Source organism: Brevibacillus borstelensis (assembly GCF_037834415.1).
Lineage (GTDB): Bacteria > Bacillota > Bacilli > Brevibacillales > Brevibacillaceae > Brevibacillus > Brevibacillus borstelensis_A.
Genome location: NZ_JAUMSJ010000053.1, coordinates 1 through 25,464, shown reverse-complemented (window position 1 = coordinate 25,464; position 25,464 = coordinate 1). Strand labels below are relative to the sequence as shown.

General features: G+C 49.5%; 22 protein-coding genes, 2 tRNA genes, 1 pseudogene and 2 riboswitches. Of the genes and pseudogenes, 6 read left to right on the top strand and 19 right to left on the bottom strand.

What is annotated here, in order from left to right; all coding sequences use genetic code 11:
• Positions 1–820: 820 nt before the first annotated feature.
• From purB to Q3F21_RS25320, 14 genes are all read right to left on the bottom strand, one after another.
• A complete protein-coding gene (purB, locus tag Q3F21_RS25385; RefSeq protein WP_340259108.1) occupies positions 821–2,116 on the bottom strand; it encodes an adenylosuccinate lyase in 1,296 nt (431 codons plus the stop codon).
• Positions 2,113–3,294: a 5-(carboxyamino)imidazole ribonucleotide synthase gene (gene purK / locus Q3F21_RS25380; protein ID WP_340259106.1), complete on the bottom strand. Its 1,182-nt coding sequence runs from the start codon at positions 3,292–3,294 to the stop codon at positions 2,113–2,115. The genes purB and purK overlap by 4 nt, the downstream gene beginning before the upstream one ends.
• Entirely contained in the window at positions 3,291–3,779 is a 489-nt protein-coding gene (purE, locus tag Q3F21_RS25375) for a 5-(carboxyamino)imidazole ribonucleotide mutase (protein WP_340259104.1), read from the bottom strand. The genes purK and purE overlap by 4 nt, the downstream gene beginning before the upstream one ends.
• A gap of 255 nt (positions 3,780–4,034) precedes the next feature.
• Positions 4,035–4,367, bottom strand: a complete 333-nt coding sequence (locus tag Q3F21_RS25370) for a M1 family aminopeptidase (RefSeq protein ID WP_340259102.1) — start codon at positions 4,365–4,367, stop codon at positions 4,035–4,037.
• A 153-nt stretch (positions 4,368–4,520) separates the two neighbouring features.
• A complete protein-coding gene (locus tag Q3F21_RS25365; protein WP_340259100.1) occupies positions 4,521–5,054 on the bottom strand; it encodes a hypothetical protein in 534 nt (177 codons plus the stop codon).
• 19 nt (positions 5,055–5,073) lie between these two features.
• Positions 5,074–6,372: a histidine--tRNA ligase gene (locus Q3F21_RS25360; protein ID WP_340259098.1), complete on the bottom strand. Its 1,299-nt coding sequence runs from the start codon at positions 6,370–6,372 to the stop codon at positions 5,074–5,076.
• A gap of 345 nt (positions 6,373–6,717) precedes the next feature.
• On the bottom strand, positions 6,718–8,088 hold the full coding sequence (locus tag Q3F21_RS25355; protein ID WP_340259096.1) for an NCS2 family permease: 1,371 nt from the start codon (positions 8,086–8,088) through the stop codon (positions 6,718–6,720).
• Between the two features lie 121 nt (positions 8,089–8,209).
• Positions 8,210–8,311, bottom strand: a riboswitch (purine riboswitch).
• 149 nt (positions 8,312–8,460) lie between these two features.
• Positions 8,461–9,999, bottom strand: a complete 1,539-nt coding sequence (guaA, locus tag Q3F21_RS25350) for a glutamine-hydrolyzing GMP synthase (RefSeq protein ID WP_340259094.1) — start codon at positions 9,997–9,999, stop codon at positions 8,461–8,463.
• Between the two features lie 197 nt (positions 10,000–10,196).
• Positions 10,197–10,297: riboswitch (purine riboswitch) on the bottom strand.
• An 18-nt stretch (positions 10,298–10,315) separates the two neighbouring features.
• Positions 10,316–12,781, bottom strand: coding sequence for a transglutaminase TgpA family protein (locus Q3F21_RS25345; protein ID WP_340259091.1), 2,466 nt, complete (start codon positions 12,779–12,781; stop codon positions 10,316–10,318).
• Positions 12,781–13,992, bottom strand: a complete 1,212-nt coding sequence (locus Q3F21_RS25340) for a DUF58 domain-containing protein (protein ID WP_340259089.1) — start codon at positions 13,990–13,992, stop codon at positions 12,781–12,783. The genes Q3F21_RS25345 and Q3F21_RS25340 overlap by 1 nt, the downstream gene beginning before the upstream one ends.
• Before the next feature lie 14 nt (positions 13,993–14,006).
• Positions 14,007–14,960, bottom strand: coding sequence for an AAA family ATPase (locus Q3F21_RS25335; RefSeq protein WP_340259087.1), 954 nt, complete (start codon positions 14,958–14,960; stop codon positions 14,007–14,009).
• A 267-nt stretch (positions 14,961–15,227) separates the two neighbouring features.
• Positions 15,228–15,304: transfer RNA gene (locus Q3F21_RS25330), tRNA-Arg, on the bottom strand.
• A gap of 4 nt (positions 15,305–15,308) precedes the next feature.
• A tRNA-Gly gene (locus Q3F21_RS25325) sits at positions 15,309–15,384 on the bottom strand.
• 631 nt (positions 15,385–16,015) lie between these two features.
• Positions 16,016–16,228, bottom strand: a complete 213-nt coding sequence (locus Q3F21_RS25320; protein WP_340259085.1) for a hypothetical protein — start codon at positions 16,226–16,228, stop codon at positions 16,016–16,018.
• Between the two features lie 531 nt (positions 16,229–16,759).
• On the opposite strand from Q3F21_RS25320, the gene Q3F21_RS25315 reads away from it, so the two are divergent.
• The 3 genes and pseudogenes from Q3F21_RS25315 to Q3F21_RS25305 all read left to right on the top strand — a co-directional run bounded on the left by Q3F21_RS25315 (position 16,760) and on the right by Q3F21_RS25305 (position 18,705).
• Positions 16,760–17,005, top strand: a complete 246-nt coding sequence (locus tag Q3F21_RS25315; RefSeq protein WP_340259082.1) for a hypothetical protein — start codon at positions 16,760–16,762, stop codon at positions 17,003–17,005.
• 352 nt (positions 17,006–17,357) lie between these two features.
• Positions 17,358–18,265, top strand: a pseudogene (locus tag Q3F21_RS25310) (IS3 family transposase); the annotation flags it as partial.
• 191 nt (positions 18,266–18,456) lie between these two features.
• A complete protein-coding gene (locus Q3F21_RS25305) occupies positions 18,457–18,705 on the top strand; it encodes a hypothetical protein (RefSeq protein WP_340259080.1) in 249 nt (82 codons plus the stop codon).
• A gap of 111 nt (positions 18,706–18,816) precedes the next feature.
• Here the strand turns inward: Q3F21_RS25305 and Q3F21_RS25300 are convergent, their stop codons facing one another.
• The gene (locus tag Q3F21_RS25300; RefSeq protein ID WP_340259078.1) at positions 18,817–19,125 is read right to left on the bottom strand and encodes a hypothetical protein; all 309 of its coding nucleotides are present in this window, start codon (positions 19,123–19,125) and stop codon (positions 18,817–18,819) included.
• A 341-nt stretch (positions 19,126–19,466) separates the two neighbouring features.
• On the opposite strand from Q3F21_RS25300, the gene Q3F21_RS25295 reads away from it, so the two are divergent.
• On the top strand, positions 19,467–19,616 hold the full coding sequence (locus Q3F21_RS25295) for a hypothetical protein (RefSeq protein WP_340259076.1): 150 nt from the start codon (positions 19,467–19,469) through the stop codon (positions 19,614–19,616).
• Between the two features lie 180 nt (positions 19,617–19,796).
• On the top strand, positions 19,797–20,225 hold the full coding sequence (locus Q3F21_RS25290) for a DUF1259 domain-containing protein (protein ID WP_340259074.1): 429 nt from the start codon (positions 19,797–19,799) through the stop codon (positions 20,223–20,225).
• A 218-nt stretch (positions 20,226–20,443) separates the two neighbouring features.
• Here the strand turns inward: Q3F21_RS25290 and Q3F21_RS25285 are convergent, their stop codons facing one another.
• Positions 20,444–20,614 (bottom strand): hypothetical protein, encoded by a 171-nt coding sequence (locus tag Q3F21_RS25285; RefSeq protein ID WP_340259072.1) that lies wholly within the window; start codon positions 20,612–20,614, stop codon positions 20,444–20,446.
• A 517-nt stretch (positions 20,615–21,131) separates the two neighbouring features.
• Between Q3F21_RS25285 and Q3F21_RS25280 the strand changes: the two genes are divergently transcribed.
• Positions 21,132–21,956, top strand: coding sequence for a DUF6492 family protein (locus Q3F21_RS25280; RefSeq protein ID WP_340259070.1), 825 nt, complete (start codon positions 21,132–21,134; stop codon positions 21,954–21,956).
• Between the two features lie 746 nt (positions 21,957–22,702).
• Here the strand turns inward: Q3F21_RS25280 and Q3F21_RS25275 are convergent.
• From Q3F21_RS25275 to Q3F21_RS25265, 3 genes are all read right to left on the bottom strand, one after another.
• A complete protein-coding gene (locus tag Q3F21_RS25275) occupies positions 22,703–23,119 on the bottom strand; it encodes a DNA cytosine methyltransferase (protein ID WP_340259066.1) in 417 nt (138 codons plus the stop codon).
• Between the two features lie 196 nt (positions 23,120–23,315).
• A complete protein-coding gene (locus tag Q3F21_RS25270; RefSeq protein ID WP_340259064.1) occupies positions 23,316–23,792 on the bottom strand; it encodes an ATP-binding protein in 477 nt (158 codons plus the stop codon).
• Positions 23,793–23,851: 59 nt separating this feature from the next.
• Positions 23,852–24,385, bottom strand: a complete 534-nt coding sequence (locus Q3F21_RS25265) for a hypothetical protein (RefSeq protein ID WP_340259062.1) — start codon at positions 24,383–24,385, stop codon at positions 23,852–23,854.
• Positions 24,386–25,464 lie beyond the last annotated feature (1,079 nt).

Genomic DNA, 25,464 nt, shown 5'->3' with positions numbered 1-25,464 from the left:
GCCCGACCATACGTGAAACTCACAAACATATTTTGGGCCACCAATAAAACTAGAGTCATTGCATGTCAAGTAATCGGTGCCACTCCGAACAAGTTCGAAATTTTTTGGAGCATAGGCCCATTTTCAATTTACATAATTTTACAATAAAATCACTTAATTGTAAACAACCTTCCAATCCTTTATGATATTCATGCCAGACAGCTAGACTCAAAAAGTAAATTCAGTTTGCCTTTCTATGGAGATTCAAGCCGTCACCCGTAGGCAAAACATTATTACGGCAATAAAGGAAGCGTACTTGATTTTAAGCAATCTTTTGAACAGAATTTCCATCCTCTAAGATCTAGCAAAAAAATAAGGCTCTTACAGATTTTTAATGGACAGAGATAATACCTATCCTCCATCAAAAATCTAAGCAAAAGAAATGATTTAAAACTTCTCATATACTCTCAAGCAGATTCAAGAAATCCTACTCAATCCCTATCAGGGGTTCTTGTATAAATCCGTCCATATAACAACCTTGAAGAAGATATAATATGATAGCCAGCATGTCCCGATAGGGAAACTGTTGGGATAATTCATCATGGAGAACTTCTCTAGCCATTTCAAATCAATCAACCATGAACGTTGTCAAAAAATTAAACAACCTAAGTCCGTATGAATATCGAACTCAGGTTGTTTAATTTTGCTTTTTATTTCTTGTTTACTTGACAGGGGTTGGTTCAAAAAGGATGCATCTTTCTCCCCGACTGTTCTTAGAAGTCTACTTTAGGAATGTTTTTGTTTTTATCGATCGAAAGATTCTCGCTCACTTTATTGTTCCTTATACCAATCCTAACCGCTGAAAAATCGTATCCACATGCTTCAAATGGTAGCGGTAATCGAAGCACTCATCCAGCTCTTCCTTGCTCAGCGTGGAGTTCACCGTCTTGTCCTCCTCCAAAATCGCGCGGAAGGAGCGCTGTTCTTCCCACGCCTGCATCGCCCGCGGCTGCACGGTGTCGTAAGCCTGTTCGCGGCTCATGCCCTTTTCGATCAGCTTCAGCATCACTTGCTGCGAGTAGATCAGGCCGTAAGTGCGGTCCATGTTGCGTTTCATGTTCTCCGGGAAGACGGTCAAGTTTTTCACGATGTTCATGAAGCGGCGCAGCATGTAGTTCAAAAGCTGTGTCGCGTCCGGCAAAATGACGCGCTCGACCGACGAATGGGAGATGTCGCGCTCATGCCAGAGCGGAACGTTCTCGTAAGCCGAGAGCATATGTCCGCGAATTACGCGGGCCAGGCCGGAGATGTTCTCGCAGCCGATCGGGTTGCGCTTGTGCGGCATCGCGGAAGAGCCTTTTTGGCCTTTGGCGAAAGCCTCCTCCACCTCGCGCATCTCGCTTTTTTGCAGACCGCGAATCTCGGTGGCGAACTTGTCCAGCGAGGTGGCGATCAAAGCCAGTGTGGCCATGTACTCTGCGTGACGGTCACGCTGCAGGGTCTGCGTGGAGATCGGCGCCGGCTCCAGGCCCAGCTGCTCGCATACGTACTTCTCGACAAACGGGTCGATGTTCGCGTAGGTGCCGACAGCGCCGGAGATTTTTCCATACGCGATTTCCTTTTTCGCCGAGCGGAAGCGGGCGAGGTTCCGTTTCATTTCCTCGTGCCAGAGCGCCAGCTTCAGGCCGAACGTAGTCGGCTCCGCATGGACGCCGTGGGTGCGTCCCATCATGACGGTATCCTTGTGCTCACGGGCCTTGTCGGCCAAAATCTGAATGAAATCCTCCAGGTCCTTTTCCAGAATCTCGTTTGCCTGGCGAATCAGGTAGGAGAGAGCCGTATCGACCACATCGGTAGAGGTCAGTCCGTAGTGCACCCATTTTTTCTCGTCGCCGAGCGTCTCGGATACCGCACGGGTAAAGGCAACCACGTCATGACGGGTCTCTTCCTCGATTTCATAGATGCGCTTGATGTCAAAGCCGGCGTTTTCACGCAGCTTTTTCACGTCTTCCGCGGGGATGACGCCCAGCTTGGACCACGCTTCGCAGGCGAGGATTTCCACTTCCAGCCATGCCTTGAATTTGTTTTCCTCTGTCCAGATGGCACGCATCTCCGGTCTTGAGTAACGTTCGATCATTGTTGTCCCTCCGCTTTGTTCGTCCATATTTCCAGCCGTTCGATTTCTGCAAGCGCCTCTTCCACAGTGGGCGCCAGTACATTGATGTGTCCCATTTTCCGCTTGGGCTTGCTGTCCGCTTTGCCGTAAAGGTGCAGCTTGGCGGTTCGGGGCAGACGTTCGATCCGCTCCAATACAGGCTCCAGGTGCTCTCCCAGTATATTTGCCATGACCACCGGAGACAAGAGCTCCGTCGATCCCAGCGGCAGGTTGCAGACGGCCCGCACATGCTGCTCGAATTGCGATGTGACGCAGGCGTCCATCGTATAGTGTCCGGAATTGTGGGGGCGAGGCGCCAGTTCATTTACATAGAGTTCCCCGTTTGCCGAAAGAAACATCTCGACGGCGATCAGTCCGACCACGTCCAGCTTTTCCGCGATGGTCCGGGCGATCTCTTCCGCCCGTGCACGCGCCTCCTCCGGCACGCGAGCCGGTACGATCGAGAGGTGCAGGATATTGTCCACATGCACGTTTTCCGCCGCCGGGAAAACAGCCAGCTCGCCCGATGGATTGCGGGCGGCGATGACGGACAGCTCCATGACAAAGGGGACGAATTGCTCGACGATCAGCTCTGTCCCTGCCTTGGAAAGCGTCTCGTATGCTGTGTCCAGCTCGTCCTCGGACCGCAATACCCACTGTCCTTTCCCATCGTATCCGCCGGTCGCCGTCTTCATCACGGCTGGCAAGCCAAGTTCCTCCACGGCCTGTCGAAGGCTCTCCGTGCTGTCGACGACGCGAAACGGCGCGACTGGAATGCCCAGATCGCGGATCGCTGTCTTCTCGCGAACGCGGTGCTGCGTAATGCGCAGCAGACGGCTTCCCTGCGGAACATAGGAACGGGATTCCAGCACCTCGGCCACCTGCGCGTCCACATTCTCAAATTCGTAGCTGATGACATCGCTTGCCTGGGCCAGCTCCAAAGCCGCTTCCACGTCGTCGTAGCGGGCGACGATTTGCCGGTCAGCTGTCTGACCGCACGGCGCATCCTCTGTCGGGTCCAGCGTGACGAACCGATACCCCATGGCTCGTCCAGCAAGCGCGATCATTCGTCCCAATTGACCTCCGCCCAAAATGCCGATGGTCGCTCCAGGCTTTATCGGATTGTTCTGATTCGGTCGTGTCTCATTTCGATTGTTCATGCCAGTTCACTATCCCCCAGCACCCTGTCGCGCACAGCCTCTCTCCTGGCCACGAAGCGCTCATGAATCTCGGGGTACTTGATCCCGAGAATTTGCGCGGCCAGCAGACCCGCGTTGACAGCGCCAGCCTTGCCGATGGCGACGGTAGCCACTGGCACGCCGCCTGGCATCTGTACGATCGATAACAGAGAATCAAGTCCGTTTAAGATAGACGATTTCACCGGGACGCCAATGACAGGAAGCTCGGTCTTGGCCGCCACCATGCCAGGCAGATGGGCCGCACCCCCCGCTCCCGCGATGATGACTTCAAGCCCCTGCTGCTTCGCATTCTCTGCATAGGCAAACATCAAATCCGGTGTCCTGTGTGCGGATACCACTTTCTTTTCATACGGAACCTGCAATTCCTCCAGAATGGCGCAAGCGTCCTGCATCGTTTCCCAGTCTGACGTACTGCCCATGATGACACCAACCAACGGTTTGACCATTGTCTACTTCGCCCCTCTTCCGTCAATGTCCTATCTTATCATAGAAAACGGAGTCGCCGCTTTTCGTGCAGATGAACTTCGGCCACTCGTTTCAAGCCCAATCAACGACAAAACCCAACCGATCCTCTCACAATCGTAAACAGGAGCGCCTGGGCTTGCTATCTTTTTCAACATGTTTAGTGTAACAGGGGAAAAGCTGGACTGTCAACAGACAAACCGAACGATAAACAATGGTAAATGAAATAACATTCGCCTTTAAGGTATCCGAAACGGCCTTCCTCTTTTCATCCAGGCTTCCGCCTCGCTCTTTTTGTCCAAATCCACTCCAAGCCAATAGTCAACGAACGGCGCTGCATCCTCACCGGCAGCCTCTGTGAGCGTCTCGACCAGCTCGTCTCCCGTCGCCAGACTGTATTGATGGTTTTGGACGTACTCGCGCAAGATTTGATGCAGCCGGTCTTTTCCCCACTCCGAACGAAGCTTCCACCACATCATCCCGCCTCTGGCATAGACCAGATCGCTGTAGCTCTTCCAGTCGGGAAACCGAGCCAGCGGCTGCCAGACTGCCAATCCCCGCTTCGCGTACACGTCCGACTGCTTGGCCCGCTCCATCCGGTAGCCGAGGTAGATTCCGCCGCCGGGGACCGGACCATCCTCCAGGAAGGCATCGTGGCATAAGCGCTTTTCCTGCCCCGTTCCGGTCCGTCGCTGTGCTGACGACTTGATACCCGGCGGGGATGGTCAGCTGCACGTAATTCGCTGTTTCCGTATAAAACGGGTCGCCCACAGGGCCATATGGGTCGTGGTGCCAGCCGGAAGTGTCTGTTTGCTAACGTGCGCATTCGCCTGTCCGTCAACCCGTGCATTTTCCACTGAACTTGCTTTTGCATCTGTAAGTTCGCCCGCTTCCGCAGTGGCAGCCTTGCCATCTCCGAGCTTTACCTTCGCGACCGTGCCGTCGACCTGGTAGGCGGCAGGCTTTCCTTGGACGGACAGTTTGGTAATAGGATACGTTCCGGTCACCGCGTTTTTCCCAAAAATTTCTTGCCATAAAAGCCCTGTTTGTTTCTTGGCAAACAGAAAAGGATAGATGTGGAGATACGCATAAGCCGGGTCTGGCGGTGTGAACCGGATGTGCACCTTGCCGATTGCTGTCTTGTTTGCCGGATCGATTTTCACATCGGCCACATAAGAAGTCACGTCCTCTGTCGCTTGCTCCTCCTGCCGGGACACGGAAACGCTCTTTTCCGCGCCGCCCGCAGCATTCTCAGGCATACCGCCGTTTCGCTAATTCTCAATTTTGGATAAAAATGGAAATCCAGTCATCTTTGATTCGGATCGTCCGCTCCTCGCCGCTGATCATATTCTTGACGACCACCGTCCCGGCGGCCCGTTCATTTTCCCCGAAAATCAGCACATACGGGATTCGTTCCTTATTGGCGTAATCCAGCGCTTTTTTCAAGCGGCGTCCCATGAGCTCCACCTCTACCCGCAGACCGGCCGATTTCCGGATGAGATTGGCCAGTCCCAACGCTTCGGCTTCTGTCCCGAGCGGAATGACAAATACATCCGCACTTCGGGTTTCAATAGGGTTACTCCCCATCGTGAGCGCTGTCAAAATGACGTCGAGGCCATACGATATGCCAACGGCCGGATACTCCCGTCCGTCCCCCAGAAACTGGCCGATGATCTTGTCGTACCTCCCCCCGCTGCCGATACTGGAGGAAATTCTGCCGTCCTTCAAAAAAATCTCGTACACCGTACCCGTGTAGATGCTAAGCCCCCGGGCCAAAAAGGGAGTAAACCGAACCTCGCCGGCGACACCCGCTCCTTGCAATAGCGCAAACAGCTCCTGCAGCTCTGCCGTTCCCTCCTGCACCAATGGTTCGTCGTACCTTCTTGCCAATCCCTCCAGCGACCGCTCCCCGCTTTGCAGAAATTCGGCTATCTTCGCGATAACCCGCTCCTCGATCTGCCGCTCCCGCAAATCGTCGCACACGCCATCCACGCCGATCTTCTCCAGCTTATCGAGCGAAAGCATCACATCTGCCGCCTGCTCTTCTCCGATCCCCATCACCCGCAGCAGGCCTGACATCAGCTTGCGGTTGTTCACCTGGATGTAAACGTCCAAACCGAGCCGTTCAAAGACCTCAAAAGTCATGCTGATCAACTCGGCTTCGGCCAGCATGGACGTTGTCCCGACGATATCTACGTCACACTGGATGAACTCGCGGAATCGACCCGGCTTGACCGGACCGTCCCGAAACACCTTGCCGATTTCGTACCGTTTGAACGGCATCCGCATTTCAGGATTCATTCCGACCACTTTGGCGAGGGGGACGGTCAAATCATAGCGCAGGCCCAAATCGCGCTCCCCCTGATCGGTCAGCCGGTACACCTCTTTGAGAATTTCCGCACCTCCTCCGTATTTTGAAGCGAGCAGGTCGTAATGCTGGAGCATCGGCGTCTCCAGCGGCTTGCAGCCGTGCGAGGCGAATACCTCTTCCAGCGTCCTGCGAATCGTATTGCGAAGTCCCTGTTCCTCGGGCATAAAATCCTTTGTCCCTTTGACGTTGCGCAAAATCCCTTCCATACACCCGTTCCTCCTTTTCAGTTGCTTGCCTGTCTTGCTTACTTGCACATCCGAAAACGCAAAAAAGCCATGCGAAGACAAAACGCCCGCATGGCTTTCCTTCTGCCACCGCAGGCACCAAGCACAAACAGCGCTTGCACCTGCGGAAAAATTGCTTTTCCGTAGATACAAACGCTCTAGTGATGGTGATGCAGTTGAAGGAATGCGCGAAGACCGATCATCGGTCCATCCCTCCTGAACAGAATTTTTCCTATCATACAACACGCGGTTGCCAAAGCGCAAGCATCCATAAAAAAACCGGCTGCCGCCATTTCTCGGGCGACAACCGGTTTGCCGTTTGTCCATCTATTCTCGCAAGAAGATAAAATACGCCAGGAAGACGAAGAACAGCGCGTACATAACCGGATGAACCTCGCGTCCTTTTCCCTTCAACACCTTGATGACCGGATACATGATGAAGCCGGCAGCGATCCCGGAAGCGATGCTGTAGGTCAGCGGCATCATCAGGATTGTCAGAAACGCCGGGAATGCTTCGTCCATTTCGCTCCACGCGATCTGAGCCATGTGTGACGCCATCAGTACGCCTACGATCACTAGCGCCGGCGCTGTTACAGCTACCGTCACGACGGAGAGCAGCGGGAAAAAGAACAGAGCCAGAAGAAACATGATTCCGGTGACAACGGAGGCAAATCCGGTCCGGCCGCCCGCTGCGACGCCCGCCGTCGATTCGACGTAACTGGTGGTCGTCGACGTTCCCAGAACCGCTCCCGCCATACCGGCGATCGCGTCAGACGCCAGCGCGCTCCCCGGACGAGGCAGCTTGCCGTCCTTCAGCAAACCTGCCTGGCTCGCTACGCCGAGCAGTGTTCCCGTCGCGTCGAAAAAGTCCACGAACAGGAAGGTGAAAACGACAATCAGCATTTTCACGCTAAACAGCGAAGAAAAATCGCCAAGGTACTGGAAAGCCGCACCAAAGGTTGGAGCAAGGCTTGGCGGAGTATCGACGATTTGCTTCGGAAGTTCCACGATCCCGAAAATCATCCCCACCATCGCCGTCACAACCATCCCGACGAAAATCGCGGCGTTCACCCGGCGCGCCATCAGGACTGCCGTCAAAACCAGACCGAAAACAGCCAGCAAAGCATTTTTCACAGCCAATACCTGCGCGGCATCCATATCCGGATGGAAAGTCAGATGCCCCAGCGTAACCACCGTCGCGTCACTGGCTATGATGATTCCTGCGTTTTTCAAACCGACAAACGCTACGAACAAGCCAATCCCTGCGGACACCGCGTACTTCAGCCCCTGCGGGATTGAGTTTACGATGGCCTCCCGAATACCGGTGAGCGACAGAAGCAAGAAAATCGTACAGGAGACAAAAACCCCTGCCAACGCCTGCTGCCAAGGAATCCCCATCGTCAGCACGACGGTATACGTAAAGAACGCGTTAAGCCCCATTCCCGGCGCCTGGGCGATCGGCAAGCGGCCGACGAACGCCATGACGAGCGTACCAATCGCTGCTGCCAGCGCTGTAGCCGTAAAAATAGCGCCGAATTCCGGATAGTTGGCTTTCAGCTCGGGCGGAAGATCGGCCCCGCTGAGTATGAACGGATTGACAGCCAAAATGTAGGCCATCGCGAGAAATGTAGTGATACCAGCAATCGTTTCACGACGATAATTGGTGCCCAGCTTGTCAAATTCGAAGTACTTCCGCACCGGAATGTCCCCCCAGATTATTTTACGGCAAATAAAAAGCCGAGGCGCAACCATACACCTCGACTACCGAACAAAACAGACGGGAAACCATAAATAAAATAAGTACCTTAACGTTTCTAATCCCCGTTGACGCCTTGTTCGTAGCCAGGTCGTTTGCGGCGACCTCGTAGAAACTCCCGAGCCCTATTCCCGAGAATATACGAACCTTCCTTATTTACCTTTTCACAACGAAAAGTTTAGCAGGCAAAAAAGAAGTTGTCAACGGAAAATACGAACGTTAAAAATCCCTTGTCAATCAATATCCGGTTTTATCGCATTCAGCCGGGAGCTGCAAACCGATCTGACAGCTTGTCCCCCATTCAAAACAAAAGTCTATTCCCACTCAATGGTTGCCGGCGGTTTGGACGTGATATCGTAAACTACCCGGTTCACGTTCTCCACTTCATTGACAATCCGAGTCGAAATTTTCTCCAGCAGATCCCACGGAATCCGCGCCCAGTCTGCAGTCATTCCGTCGATGGAGGTAACGGCCCGAATCCCGACTGTGTAGGAGTACGTACGAACGTCACCCATTACCCCGACGCTTTTCATATCCGGCAGTGCCGTAAAGTATTGCCAAATTTCCCGATCCAGGCCTGCTTTTGCGATCTCTTCGCGCAGGATAGCATCCGATTCACGAACGATCTCCAGTTTTTCTTCTGTAACTTCGCCCAATACCCGAATGCCAAGACCTGGTCCGGGGAACGGCTGGCGCCATACGATTTCATCCGGCAATCCGAGCTCTGTTCCCAGCTTGCGCACTTCGTCCTTAAACAGTGTTTTCAACGGTTCAATCAAGGTGAAGGTCATATCCTCTGGCAAGCCGCCCACATTGTGGTGAGACTTGATAGTATGAGCCGTAGCCGTACCGCTTTCCACGATGTCTGTATACAGTGTGCCCTGCGCGAGGAAATCCATGTCCTTCAGCTTGCTCGCTTCTTCGTCAAATACGTAAATAAATTCGTTACCGATGATTTTCCGTTTTTGCTCCGGATCGGTTACGCCTTTCAATTTTCCGAGGAAACGTTCGCGGGCGTCAATTTTGATCACATTCATCGAGAATTTATTCGCGAATGTTTCCATAACGCCCTCTGCTTCTCCCTTGCGGAGCAGTCCATGGTCGACGAACATGCATGTCAGTTGATCGCCGATCGCCTTGTGAATCAACGCTGCCACAACCGAGGAGTCAACCCCGCCGCTCAAAGCGCACAGAACTTTTTTGTCGCCGACCGTCTCGCGGATCTTCTTGATCTCGTCGTCAATAAACGTGGTCATGCTCCAGTTGCCTTCGCAGCCGCAGATTTCGAACAGGAAGTTGGCGATGAACTCGTTACCTTTCACCGTATGGCGCACTTCCGGATGGAACTGCACCCCGTACAGCTTGCGCTCGGGATGGCTGATGGCTGCCACGGGACAGCTGTCGCTTACCGCATCGATCCGGAACCCGGCCGGAAGCTCCACGACCTTGTCGGTGTGGCTCATCCAGACGATTTCATTTTCTCCCCATTTTTCGTACAGGCTGTGCGGTTGCTGCAGACGAAGCTCGGCTTTTCCGTATTCCCGTTTGCCGGCACGCTCCACTTTTCCTTCCAGCATGTGGCTCATCAGCTGCATGCCGTAGCAAATCCCCAGCACAGGCAGACCCAGATCAAAAATTGCCGAATCTACTTTGGGTGCCCCTTCCTCGTAAACACTGGCAGGTCCACCGGAGAAAATAATCCCCTTCGGTTGCATTTCCTTGATTTTTTCCACGGGTGTATTGTAAGCGACCAGTTCGCTGTATACCCCGAGATCCCGTACGCGCCGGGCAATCAACTGGTTGTATTGCCCTCCGAAATCAAGTACGACGACCATTTCCATTGGCTTGCTCATGTGATCCTCCTTCTCCTGTTTCCGCCAGGTTATTGCCGAAAATTTCACCTTGGCCAACCGCAAGTTTTGGGAACGTATGTTATGTCCCCGTTTCCCAAACGCCCAAGGTTGTAAAAAAACCGGGACCGTCGCCTCCGACAAAACAAAGCGGAGGCAGAGTCCCAGTTTGTGTACACTTTTGCGGTTGCATGTACAAAAATCCGAAGTCCTCACCTCGTAGTCGCTCGATTTACGGTCGAGCGGTAGAAACTGTCAGGCCAATTCCTGAGACTATACGAGTATTCGAAGGAAATTCTAGCAGACTGAAGATAATAGTTCAAGGCTTCAATTGCTGGGTAAGCCGATCAATGAGTTGTTGTGCAATTGAACGGGCCTTTTCCTCTATTTCCCTGCATCCGTAATGGAAACGCTCATACAGATGAGTTAGGTACTGCAGGTCCTGGCGTTTGTCACCTGTCAAAGAGATTCGCTTCACATACTCCCGCAAGGTCTCGCCCGGTTCCCGCCGTGAATGCAAATGCTGGATCATTTGAAGCAGCAGCTTGTAGCGGTCCGAATACTGTTCGCTTGGTTGACTTCTCATTTGGCGCTGAAGCCACCAATAAGTGATCACCCGTTTTTTCCGCCAAGCCAAATAAGCGCCTGCAGCGAGCAGCACAATCCCCGCCGCTTTTGCTTGCCACGGGATTTTCCATGTTGGCCGGGCAGTACTGTCCGCTCCCTCCAGTTCGTCAAGGCGATGATCTCTCCGGTCTGTTGCCGTATTTTCCTGCAGATTCGGTACCGGCAGGGTTACGGATTGTTCCGAAGTATGCAGATCGTATTTGATGCGAACAGGTGACAAGAAGGTGCTCGTCGCTTCGAATGGAATCCAGCCCTGTCCGGGGAAGTACACCTCTACCCAGGAGTGAGCGTCCTTGTTTCGTACTTCCATAACTTCGCTGCCACCGCTGACGTTGCCCACACGGCTGCCCGGAGCAAATCCTTTGACCCAACGCGCCGGTATGCCGATCGTTCTCAGCATGACCGTCATCGAGGTAGAGAAATGATCGCAGTAGCCCCTGCGGCTTTCAAACAGAAAATGATCCACAAAGTCCTGCCCCGGTGCCGGTACGGGTACATCCTTGGTCTCGTATTTATAATCTCCTCCCGTACGGAGGTAATTCTCGATCGCACGCACTTTTTCATAAGGAGTGTTTGCGTTCTTGGTGACAGAAAGAGCCAGCTCCTTCACTCTGTCAGGCAACTCGCCAGGCAGTTGCAGGTAGCGTCGTTTGATGTCAGCCGGGTAGTCAGAGCCTGCTTGCAAGATTGCCTTTTCGCTGATAATCGGCACTTCCGCTTCCAACTGATAGACCTCCGGCTTCAGTAAAACCCTGTTCGGCGCCTCTGCAGCAGGACGTTGTTGTACCGGTTGCGTGTTTTGCCCTTCTGTCCCTTGTGCGCTCGCCCCTTCTGCCGGCTGATCAGGCTGGGTTCTTGCAGATGGAACCGTTTGAGCGTTCTTAGACTGTACCGCCGCTTCGCCTGCTTGCAGCCCGGTCCGAGCTTCTCCCGGCTGTACCGCCGTTTCGCCTGCTGACAGCCCGGACTGTTCATTCGGCGGCTCAGTAGACGCTCCCTCTCCAGACTGAGCTTCACCTTCGGGAGCTCTCATGTTGACTTTCCCCGCCCGGACTTCCAACTGCTGGTTGGACCTGTCATACACCATTGTGGCGTTATCCGGTTCGATGCTTGCGACGCGCTTCAGCTGCCCTGGATAAAACAGCGTATAGTACGGTTCCCCTTTGGAGAAGTCCAATGTAGCATGCACGTCTTTTGTTTCGGTTCCATGAAACAGCATTTGCTTCCACTGATAGGTTTGCGGGTACAAAATACGCTCATACTCCCGCTCTCCTTTTTGCCATCCCCGTCCCGTGTAAATATCCTTGGAGTCTCCTCGCCAATAAGTGCGCTCATTGGTTATCGCCACAAAGACTAATCTCTCGTCCTGTTGGAAAGGACCGCCGAGGTTTTCGTCGTTATTGTCGTAGCCCACCTTTTTCATGGTGCCGACTCCTGGCCCCTCCGTCCCTCCGGTTAAATAGGCAATCGGGTCCGGCCAAACAGGATCTTTTTTCGGGCCAGCGTAGGCGACGCTTACCACGACTGCGAGAATCAACACCGGTGCAATCAGCGTATTCCACAACGTCCAGCGCCTCTTGCCGGCGATCGGAGCCTGCTTGGAAATGGCGGTCAGATGAGCGACCGCAAGCAGCATAAACCCGTAAATCAGCGTTCGGATAATCGCTCCATCCGCTTCGTATGGCAAGAACGTATCCAACACCGCCAAATACAGCTCAGTCAAAAAAACAAACCAGAGACCCTGACGCTGCTCCAGTACAAGGTAGGTGACCATCGAGATCAATACGGTCAGCATAAGACTAAACAACAGGTTGCGAGAGATGAGCGACATGGACGTCCATTCCTGGTGAATAGCCAGCGGCACATCACGCACCAGACTGGCATACACCTCATAAAGCCACTCTGTGCTTACTAACGGCGTTGCGAAAAATTGCCAATGGATGATCCATAAAATCCCGAACAGCTTGACCGGAAAAGTCAACCAACGATAGGGAACGACCAAGTCGATCAACAGGATACCCGCCGCGATCATATAGAACGGCCAAAGTGTCCCGGTATCGGTCAGCTCGCTCAAAGGCAGCAGCCACTCCCTCAGCATCAGAAAGAGAAACAAGGCTGCCAGCCACTCTAATCCTTTGGGGCGTCTCCAAACACTCATTACGAGGCACCTCCTATCCGCTTCCCGGCTTCCACGTCATCCAGGTGCACCGATTTGCACGTAACCTTGCTCGCCGCCAGCATTTGCATAGCCTGCTTCTCCTCCGGCGTCTGAACAGCCTGTGCATGTATCCGCAGCAAATGGACATGCCGCCCTTTTTGCGACAACTGTACCAACCTGGCTATCAGCTCCTTGTCGACACGCGGTGTGATTATGACCAGCGTAACCCCTGGAGGCTGCTCCAACGCTTCCCGGCTGACGATCCGGGCAAAGCTGTCCACCCCTTCTGCCATCACACGGGCCAACTGGTCAAAAATCCGGAAAAAATGGGTGTGAGAACAGGCTGGCTGTATCGCGATACGCTCTTTTTGCTTGTACATCAATCCGTAATGATACTGGTTGCGGTTTGCGTAAGCGACGAGGCTCGCAGTCAGTTTTACGGCTGCTTCAAACAACTGCGGCGTTTGGGTCTCGTAATGCGCTTTTTCTACATCCAGAAAAAAGAGCACCTGATTCATCGCCTGGTGTTCGAATTCTTTTGTCTTGAGACCTGTCCCGCGCGCTGACGCCCGCCAATGTATCTGGCTCAGTCTGTCGCCGCGATGATACTCGCGGATACCTCGGACTGCGGCTACGTCATCCGAACGGCGATGAGCGACGTGAACCGTCCCGCTGAAGCTTCCGTCTCCCAACGCCCAATGGGTCATTTCCTGATAGGAAGGGTAAACGAGAAAATCATTAAAAAGCGAAATGGTTTTTTTCCGTTCAACGAATCCAAAGAAGTCTCCGCCGCTCACCACGCATTCGGTCATGCAATAATACCCCCGAGGCAGCCCGGGAATGACGTATTTAAACTCTATTTCTCTTTTAAACCAAGGAAAGATTAATTGCCGATGCGGTTCAAAGACGCCAGCCAACCGTTCTGGCAATGGTTCTATCACCATGTTCCAGCCCAAAGGAAACCAGAGACGGCGGCGCAAACGAACGGTGACAACGACATCCTCGCCTTCCCGGAGGCGATTCCGGTCTATTTCCCTGACGACCTCTAGCGAGTGAAACATCATGAAGAAAACGCACAATTCATAAGCCAGAAACACCAGGCTGCTGTAAAACAAAAACCAGCTGGCGAACCCGCCCTGGAACATGGCAAACACAAACGTAATGAGGACAAGTGCAGCGGTTTTGATTTTCCCGTAGCGTTGTTGTTTCATGCCCGTTCACCGCCTTAGCTCACCGGAACACGCGTTTCCGACAGAATCGCCGATAGTATCCGGTCGATCGTAGCCCCCTCCAAACGAGCCTCCGGTTTCAAAATGATTCGATGAGCAAATGTGACCGGCACCAGTTCCTTGACATCATCCGGAATCACATAATCTCTTCCCCTCACGAAAGCCAACGCCTGCACTGCCCGGAAAAGCCCAAGTGAACCGCGCGGGCTGACTCCCAGGTACACGTGATGATGTTCTCTCGTTCGCATACACAGGCGCACCAAATATTCCTGAACTGCTTCAGACACTCTGACAGCAGCTACCTGCTTCTGGATCTGAGACAGCTCTTCCGTTGTTACTACGGGCTCCAGGTTCTCAAGCGGGTTTTCCCCTGAAAAGCGGTTCAGCATCCGCACCTCTTCCTCCAAGGTCGGGTAACCGAGGCGTAGCTGCATCAAAAAGCGGTCTAGCTGGGCTTCCGGCAAAGGAAAAGTGCCCTCGTATTCCAGAGGATTTTGGGTCGCCATTACAAAAAATGGAGAGTTCAAAAGGTAAGTATGTCCGTCAACGGTAACGGACCGTTCCTCCATTGCCTCCAGCAGCGACGACTGGGTTTTCGGTGAGGTACGGTTAATCTCATCAGCCAAAATGACATTGGCAAAGATCGGGCCGGGACGGAATTCAAACTCCATCGTTTTCTGGTTAAAAATCGCCACTCCCGTTACATCTGTCGGCAGCAGGTCAGGAGTAAACTGGATTCGTTTAAATTCACCACCGATCGACCTTGCCAATGATCGGACCAGCATGGTTTTCCCTACACCTGGGACATCTTCTAATAAAACGTGGCCATTTGCCAAGATGGCTGCCACGCAAAATTCGATAATGGACCGTTTGCCAATTAATACTTTTTCAATATTAGCAATCAGCTTTTCTACTGAAGGATGTGGATGATCCAGTTTCATCGAGTTCATGGATGACACAACTCCTGTTCCAGCGTATTCTACCTCTTCGGGCAATCACGTGCATTAAGGGCCTTTTCATCGAATAGGATACGGGCCGATTGTCACTCTCTTATTTTAGCTTGTCCTTTCATCTAATAGAGAGGGAACCTATTCCTAAAGTAAGATAATGCACTTGTTGTTACAAGGAAAAAATCGTTAATGTTTGTAAAATTGTGAAAGGAACTATGAAAAAAAGGGTAGGATGCATTCCTACCCTGTTGTCGCAATGTAAACATATGGCGTGCCCTGAGAGATTCGAACTCCCGACCTTTTGATTCGTAGTCAAACGCTCTATCCAGCTGAGCTAAGGGCACAAAATGGAGCGGACGACGGGGCTCGAACCCGCGACCTTCGCCTTGGCAAGGCGACGCTCTACCAATTGAGCTACGTCCGCATAATAGTGTTGCTAGATGAAATTTGCAAACAGTCCCAAGTCACTATGGTGCGGGTGAAGGGACTTGAACCCCCACGGTCTCCCGCCAGAACCGAAATCTGGTCGAGCCCGACTGACAAAATAGAGTTTATCATGATATAACCTGATGGGTCAAGGGTTTTTAATGAAATTAAAATGGTAAATCAGACTAAAAAATATCGCGTTATGATGGCTTTGGTCCCCAACTCGTCCCCATCGTCCCCAATATTGAAGGTGTTTCTTCTATAATATATGCCTTTACTGTTTTTCTCCTAAACTCATGCCCTCCTCTTTTAATCTAGGAGGGCTCTTTCATGTTGGTTCTGTTATTTCCTTGATAAAGTCTGGCACATCGTTTTTCGGGCTTCCCACTATTGATGATTCTGGCTAAGCTACTCTAATTGCATCAATCGTTCATTTACCAATTCAATTTTTTTGTACATTGCCATTCGTGAGTCCCAGCTAATGTCCGGCCTGACGGCTTCCTCTAACAGTTGCTTCCGACGTAACTCTAAATCTATTTTATTGGTCATAGATAATATCTTCGACTGAAATGGACCATCCAAACTGGAAATCCCCCTCTATGGGATTTTCAAGGAGTGTCTGTTTGTAATCAGAGGCCACAACCGCCGCACATTTGGCTTGAATAATATGATGATTCCTTACTGCCTTTCATTTCTTTGTGATACTGGACCACTTTTTGCTCATGATAGAAATGTTTTTTGTAGTAATAACAATGCTTTTCTGGATCCATATGCTCATAGAATTTCGCCAACAAGCCATATAAGTTCGCCTTTTCCAGATGATACTTTAGCCTATCTTTCACAGATATCCCTCCCTATTGGATTCGATTCCATCGTATGTAAACAACTGGGAGGGCGTTATGGTTTGTTATCCATATTTATTAGCCTATTTATTCACATAGTATCAAATGGTAAAGCGCGATCAAATAATATTGGGGGTGCCGACACCAATAACCCTCTTCGTACGGTAGATAAAAAACAAGGTGCAGGCTTCTCCCTACAACCTAGTGTGTCAATTTATTAAACCCGACTCTTCTTAAAGTTGAGCGGTTTTTTCTTTACTCTATGTTAATTGCTTCATCATTTTATGAACGCCCATAAAATACCAGACATCCTTTAGCAAAAATTGGCCAATGGGCGAGGCAAGACCGCCCTTTATGTGCCCACGGCTTATCTAATCGAAACCAGTTCAGTGGTGGTTCATTTGGGACAATAGTCTGTACTGGTACGAGAAATTTAAAATTTCTTGTGTACGATTGGAATCATATTTATTTGATTTTTCAATATTAAACAGTATCTAGATGCGAATACACTAATTTGTGAGGTATGGTTCTATGAAAAATAAACTCTATGGTAATTTTCTTACCAAACTTTTAATGGGTCTTTGTTTGATGGTAACCTTAATTTTTGTCTCAGACGTCAGAATAAATGCTACTAGTGTATCAGAAAGTCAGAGTGATGCAGAAAGCGAACTTAAGCAATTTCGGAAAAAAGTTGATTTCCAAATTCTATTACCGGAGAATGCGTCACAAAAATGGGGGCTGGAAATAAAAACAATACCTATTGGTGGATTACTTTAGTGGATTCAAAATGGTACGTTTATCGAAATGAATAGTTCATCTTTATCAAAAGACGGGATGATAAAAATTGCCAATTCAATGAAATAACATATTTATAAATTTTAAGCCCATTCGTTTGAATGGGCTTTTACTATTACTGATTTACTTCTCCACTATCTATCGCAATCCCGTACCAACCATTCAAATCATTATTGGTATTACAACATCGCCTTTCACTCATCCGGGTCGGAAATCTTCGGCCCGTGAAGGACAGCTTTTACCCGGTAGACACCGATGGAAGGAAACAGCCGTTTGTTGAATATCTCGTTCATGAGCCAGTCCCGGTAAGACTTGAATACCTGCTCCTCGACAGGAGAATCGCTTTTTAAAGCAACAATTGGATGTCTTAAAAAAGTACAGGGAGCGGGAAAGGAGGTGTCACCAGAAGCAGCCGTCCAGTGGATGGATTCCATAAAGGGAGAGGTCTCTGTACAACAAGCGTGTCAATGGCTGGGCATGGCTCGTTCCACCTACTATCGGTGGAAAAATCAAAGGAATACACAACAGATTTCGAAACCAATCTTCACACGTATTCGTGAGTTGTGCCTAGCACATAAATTTCGCTATGGATACCGAAAAATCACAGCACTTTTACGCCTAGAGATGCAAGTGAATCATAAACGAGTGCAACGGATTATGAGAGAAGAAGGCTTGCAATGTCGAGTGAAAGTGAAAAAGCGAAAGGGAACCGGACAACCGCTCCAGGTCGCTGATCATCTTTTGAAACGTGATTTTCTTGCGGAACAACCACTGCAAAAGCTAGTTACAGATATTACTTACCTGCCTTTCGGCAGTAAAATGTTGTATTTATCTAGCATCATGGACTTGTACAACGGAGAGATCATCGCATACAGTATTGGAGACACACAAGATACAAGTTTGGTTTTAGATACATTGCACCAGCTGCCCGCAGTAGCCAACTGCATGTTACATAGTGATCAAGGGTCAGTTTATACATCCAATGCGTTTCAACAAGCTGTAAAGGAAAAGGGCATTACCATGAGTATGTCCCGTAAGGGTACACCTGCAGATAATGCCCCCATAGAATCGTTCCATTCCACGCTAAAGTCTGAAACGTTCTATCTCGAAGATTTTACCTGTACAACGACGGCAATCGTTGTACAGATTGTTCAAGACTACATTCATTACTATAACTCAATTCGCATTCAAACGAAGCTAAACAACCAGTCACCCATTGAATTTCGGCAACTGGCTGCTTAATTGGCTAAGGTGTTTTGATCCCTGTCCTACGGACGGGGGTCAGTCCCCACCCTCCTCCATTAAAAATCGTGTGTTTTTATATCCTCACTAATTGCAACTTTTTTTAACGTTTTTCGTACTATTCTTTCGAAGAGGACCTGTCCTGCATCTCCCCTGTGGATACGTTTTACATAATGAGGAGGAGCTTAACTATGGAATATACGATTTTTGGATTGCTTATTCTAGTTATTCTGTATCTTTACTTCCGAATTAACGAAATGCAATCACGCCTAGACTACTTTATTTCTCAAATAGCAAAGCACGCAGAATGGACTGAAAAAATCAATGATGATTTGCGTCTTCTTATTGCTGAAGGAAAATATGTTGAGGCGGTTAAAACAGCTAGAGTCGTTTTTGGTATGTCGTTACTGGAAGCAAAACAGTATGTGGATAGACTTTAGATGACTTTTTTCCCTGCCGCCTCCTGCTGGACCTGCTGATCCTCTACCAAAGTGATATTAGTGGAAGAATTCGTACACTTGTTTACAAAAGTAATGTTTTGTATAGCACCGCTAGGAACTTACAGCAAGCGTGCAAGGGAAGTTGATGCTTTTATCCAGCACGTCTTGCAAAGAGTCATACACGTAATCATTCAGATCGTCGCAGCGGGCGCAGCCGTCCTCGCAGCACGGGATGTCTTTTTTGACGAGTTCTTTATCTGGCACCCTGCGACATGAGATAGAGATTGTCTCCATCTCTCCCTCTGGCATCTCCCCGAACTCGATTTCGTCAATAAAATTTGTTTCCTCCAAATAGAAGTCGAGCGCTTGGTTAGCACTTTCCGCAGCAATAAAGTGTCCATTGATCTCGTACACATTCATAGAGCTTCCCCTCCATTTATCAAATCGATTGTTATGCAAAACATCAGAACGCAATCCCTATTTGAACCTCACCCCAATTGATCAATTCATGGTCTTTAGGGATGTGCCTGTGCAAGTCGCGCTCGCTCACCGCATAAACTTCTTCCGTCCTTACCCTGCGGGTAACTTTGTGAGCGTATTGTATCCAAAATACTTTCTGCATGCCTTTCCCCTTCCTTTTAACAAATCGTGTGCTAAGTTCCCATAGGCAAGAATTCCAATGGTTGATAGATCAATATTTTACAAAAATTTGAAACTGAGTTACACTATTATCAGAACTTTCTGCAAAGGAGGTGATACTTATGAAAAAGCTTTTTGCTTCTGCCCTAGCAGTCGTTATGGTAATGTCAGTTACGGCTGCTTTTGCATACAGTGAACCCAATTGTGGTGGCGGTGGCGGCGGCTGGGGTGGTGGTGGCAAAAAACCCCTTCACCAATGTGAACCCAGATAATTTGAGTAAGCCTCCCATTGGAGGCTTTATTCAATTACCGTTGTGTTTACATTACTTTTGCCAGTCCTATTCACTTTTTAAGTTTTAAAATATAGATATTTACCCTGGGTTTATTGCCCTTACTCCCCAAACATGCGCTACATAACCTAGAGATATCTGATCAAAAAGGGGATGTGTTTAATGGCGATTACCCCACTTTGTCGTAGATTTGCAGCAATTCTTAATGCAATGCCTACCGTTATAAATGGTGTTTGTACTGCTCAGGCTCTCCGTACCAACATAAGACCCACGATTTTAGGTAGAAGGTCGAGATCCGCTCTTACAATCCCACAACTGCATTCATTTGAGAGTATTGGCACAAATGGTAAAGCTCTTTGTCTAGGCGAAACCGTTATACTCACAGGAGAAATAAATCCTTTTATTTCACGACTTAGAAAGCACGGTATATTGGTTACAGCAGTTCATAATCACTGGTTGTTTACCAATCCAAACATTTGGTATATTCACTATGAAAAATTAGAGAGGCCATTAGTATTTGCAAGAGCTGTAAGAGATGCTCAAACAGTACTTACAAAAAGAATTGTTCGTCCAATTTGTCGCAAAAAGTAAATCCACGGCGGTCATGAACCGCCTTTTTTATTTTTGCGATGTAATGATTTTATAGGATTTAATTATTGTGATAAGACCTCAGCTTAACGAGATTGCAATTGAGTGTTCAGGGCATATTTTTTTCGCTTTGCGATAGTACCTCTCTCCATCCACTACTATCGAGGTTGGCTTAGAGTCCCCATAAAGTCGTGGCCAGCGATCAACCTTACTTTCCGGAATCAGCTCCCAGACTTTGATTTCATCCATAGAGTTCTCAAATTTTCCATCCAATCCTCTCGGTAAACGAAATAATACTCGTCGAAAGGGCTTTTCTGTTTTTCAATTACAGCTTTAAAGTCACGCCAGTTTGACACAGGGCTACCGCTCACATCTATCCTGTATTCGCTCATTCCTTGTTCCTCCTTATCTCCCTACACAGAATGTTAAAATGTGAATGAATTCCTCCCCGATATGAACTTGGATAGGGCTTCCATGGTCAAAGACCATTAATATCGACTTTCAATCTATCCTCCTTCAAACGCCTTTTGCCGGTTTCGTCGGATTTCGTCGCGGCCATCACCGCGCTCTTGGTTGTCTGCCAGCTCCATCTGTTCCGGTCTACCTTCAAAGAAACGTATTTATCCAGTCAGTACCATCGGAGTCCGATCGAGCTGCCATTGTTGTAGGTCAACGATTTCGACGAGACAAAGTGAGGAGAGTTTCAAAGGGGTTTTACGTAAATTTTTGAACAATAAATACTTACTCATTGACTCAAGATGGCAGACAAACACCCATTTAGCAGGATTTCCATATCTGTCATATTCACCCTAAGAAAGAAAATCATATCCTATCTGGAAAGTCGGACACTCTGGCTGACCTGTTCAGACACATATGCTTGAAACTGCTTAGCGAAAAGGAGTTGAGAAGTTGACACGTTCAGCGAAAAGCACCTTAAACAGCTCTATCAAAATTGATGTCTTGATCCCAGCTATTGAGAAAGACCTTGGCACTCTTCCCTATGTCATTGACAGTATCCGTAAGCAAGTGAAGCATCCGGTCGGTAAGATCATGGTTGTATCGCCACCAAGCAAGCGAATCCAAGCCCTTTGCCGGCGTAAAAACTGCACCTTCATCAATGAAAAACGCGTCCTACCGATTACAAAAAAAGACATTCGCTACCAAACCAAACGCACCAATCGCTCAGGCTGGCTGCTCCAACAATTGTTGAAGCTGGCGGGAGGAAACTTGACCAAGCAAAGGTATTATCTTGTGATTGACGCCGACACCATTCTCATCCGCCCTCATGTCTTTCTCGTCAACGGGAAAACCGTTTTTTACTGCCGTAACTGGAGTCGTCCCGAGTATTTTCGCACCTATAAGAAATTACTGGGGACCAAGCCAACCGCCTCGCGCTCTTTCGTTGCCCACTATATGCTGTTCGACAAATCGAAGCTCTCCCGACTGAAGCGTAAAATTGAGGCCAGGCATAAGACTAGGTGGTACTGGGCGATTATCAAGAAGACCAACAAACAGAGTTATGCCGGCTTCTCCGAATTCGAAACCTACGGTAACTTCGTGAAAGCTCACTACCCCGGTCATCTGGTTGTAAGAAGTTCCCTTAACAAAAGCTTCTCTTCATCAAAACCGGCATCACTTACTCGTAAACGAATCATCAGACTGGCCCAGAAATACAGGTCCATCTCCTTTCATAAACGCGGCTGGTATATCCGGAGGATGGGCGTGAGAAAATGAAGAGCTGCCGAGCCCAACTGCTTGTGATGTAAGATAGTCTCCAGACCTTGGCTGAATGTGTCTGCGGCAATCTTGGATTCGTTGCAGGGGGTATGCGAAGAGAGATGGGCCAAGTGCGAACTGGGTGAATCATTATACGATTCGAAAAGCTTCAGAGGGCTTGTCCCGTTATGTGAAAGCCTCCGGTCCATTTCGAGTCAACCATATGGAACTTTATCAAAATGAGCAATTTGTTACATCGCTAATTTTCTAAGTTTTTACACATTATCACCAATACCTAACCCATTGCACAGCTTACATCCCACGCTAGTGACGTTCCTGAATACTGATACGTACATTTTCGATACATGAGTACATTTGGCCAATCAAAAGGATAATTGCGTTCGTACACTATCTTAGAACGTCATCAGGAGGTGATATCACTTGAAAAAGAAAAAATCTAAGTCTAAGCGATTCAAGAAAGTAAATGGTCAATTGGTTGAATTTCGTCAACCTCCTAGTAACTATGACGAATGTATGACTGAATGTAGACGTGTAAGTCCGCCTCATGAAGATTGTGAAACGATATGTCTCCCGTATATACGACCAAGAGTACGATTGGATGAAGAGTGTTACTATCGTTGCCGTCGGTGGAGATCTCACGGGATTTGTGATCACATTTGTCAGGTGCCCTATTGAGCATGAAGTTAGGCTCAAGTTTATCGAGTTTCCCTCTTTATCCCCCATTTAACATAATTGAGAGTCTGTTAATGAATCAGGTGTGCTGCCTCTCGTTGCTCTTCTGGCTTCACCCATATCTCTTCCCAACTCAATTCAAACCCGACACCTGCCTCCGCTTTTGCTGCAGCCAACAGAATCACATTTCCCATCGCCTCTGCAGCTGTCGGCGGCACTGCGTTTCCGATGTACTCCTGAGCCTTGGCATCGTTGCAACCATCCAGTTGAAACGGTCGACCATCCGGCACATGGGTATCGAACCCCTGCAGCATCGCCAGCTCATATGTTGTGAGCGGTCTGTGCCATGTGCCATCCTCGGCAATTATGATCCAAACGCCGCGATCAGTATCAGTCGGGAAGGGTCTCGGATCAGAAACGGCGGATGTGCCGGAATGTACATCGCTGCTTCCAATTACTGTCGGAGCCGGCTGTTCCCAATATGCCACGCCCATAGTTCCTGATCTTGGGCTGCAGGTGTGTTTTGCAAGTAGAAAATGCTCAGTTTTGCAGCCAAAATTGCCTAAGCACTTGCCAGCCGTTTGGAACTACAGAGGAATCCTATCCATTGCCTGCTTGAAGCGGAAACTCTCGCCCGTGAATGAGAGGATATAATCACACTCTGTTGCTCACAGCAATCCGCAATCACGTTAAACAATAACTCAGATCCGGTTTGGCTAAACGGACGTAGCCGACTTCATCAAGAATGAGTAAATCTATTTTTTTCAATTTCTCTCGAAATCGGCTGAGTGCCCCCGCCGCAAATTTTTCCTGAAGCACAGAGACCAAATCGGAAGCCCGGTAGAACTGTACCGCCTTGCCCCGGCGACAAGCCTCCACGCCAAGTGCTGTTGCCATATGAGTTTTTCCTGTGCCTACGGCACCCATTAAGAGCAAATTCTCTTTGCGTTCGAGCCAATCCAATTCCCGGAGAAGCTCCGGACTACTGCCATTCGGGAAAGAGATATGGTCATACACGTACCCCTCGACTGTCTTACTATGTGGGAACCCAGCCTGCTGAACAAGCTTTCCCAGTTTGGCACGACGGCGACCGTCCAGTTCCGCAATAAGGATTTGCTCCACAATGCCGCGAATCTGCTCATTCTGCTGATATCGATACATAGTCCACGACATGCGCCAATCGGAGTTGTCGGCACAAATCTCCCAATTCTGTCGGCATCTCAGATCAACCCCACAAGTTGATCATAACGTTGGAGGGAACCTTCTGCGCGAGTTCCCGGAGGGGACAGCGTCTCCTCCCACGTGACGGGCAGGTCGCGACTTCCGTATTTTACGCCTAGCACGGCCGTGATGCGAGTAACCGGTGTGTCTTGGCCTAGTTGAGCAATTGTCTCCTGAATCTGTTCGATGGTGTATATGTCGAACCAATGCAACAGTGCCTGAAGACGATCTTTCCGCTGCGTCAGATCCTTCACGGTCACATACGCCTGTAAGATCTCCGGTAGCATACGGTGAAACTGCGAGTGCGACACGCTGCATGGTTTTCTCAGCCATCCGGCGCACACTTGGGACCACGGAACGTCCATCGTTCGTCCCGTATAAGGTCTGGGTATTTCCCGAATCTGCTGGTGTTGGCCGTTTAGAATGACGAAGCGATCCCAGTACGATTGGATCAGTACCTCGCTGCCGGGGGTTGCCATCCCCAGCAACGGAACCGTCATTTCATCCACCCGAATTTCTCCGTACTTGTTCACCACTGCAACTTCCCAGCGAAAGGCCTCAAATCTATACTCCGGCAAGGTAAGCAGTTTCCTGTGATCGTCCTCCCACAAATCTGCGATGCGTGAGCGCAAAATCGCTGGAGGCCTTCCGTTAATTGCCGTTCGCCATGCTTCTCGATATGAACAACGGCAGCGGAGAGATTGTCAAACCAGATTCGTTGTGGAACCCCTCCCATTTCTTCAAAGCACAACTTCATCGCCTCCAAGAAGCATTCCTGATTCTCGCTGGTGTCGGATAGACGAAAGCGGCATTGCTGTACGGAAAAGACATCACGAGCAGTTTGTATGGTGAGCAATCGGTGCTCTTTGCATACCTCAATGGTGGTAAAGTCAACTTGTGCCTCACCCGGCGGATGTTCCAGCCGTTCGTACGTTTTGGCACGCTCAAGGTCCATTTCACTCTTTCGTTTCTTCACATAGGCCAAAACCGTACGTTGTCCGCCTGTGAATTGATGTTCGTCACACAACGTTGGAAAATGCGCACACCTGTGTGTCGTTGTTTACGGGGGACCAAGGCATTTTCAGCATCCTTTCCATTCTCCTTCGCTAAGTTGTCGCAAACCTAACGGTAGGAGGAAGTGGTGATGCTGACAAGTGCCTTTTTTGTATCTGTATTGAGCATTTTTACGCTGCAATAGTAGGCATTTCTATTGTGCAATATACACCTGCGAGGGGGCTTTTCTTTTTACTCCCGAAATATTTTGTTAATCTCATAACTCGTCCCTCTATGAGTTTACAGCAAACCCCAAGTGCGTTACTGTATTTCCGAATATTCAGCAATCAAGTGAAACTATGAAAAAGTATTTAGCTATTGCTTTAGCAATCGTGATGGTTATGTCAGTCTCTAGTGCTGCTCTTGCATTTAAAGATCCTAGGGGTGGTGGTCATGGCATTCCTGTGGGGTAATCGCCCCGAGCCCCCCAGCCCCGGTGGTGGTGCTGGTGACCAATATGATCCCAATTAGTTTGAATAAGCCTCCACTTGGGGGCTTTCTTAATTTCCCTTGTGCGATTAGCAAGAACTACCCTCCTCCCGAAATATTAAGTAAATTG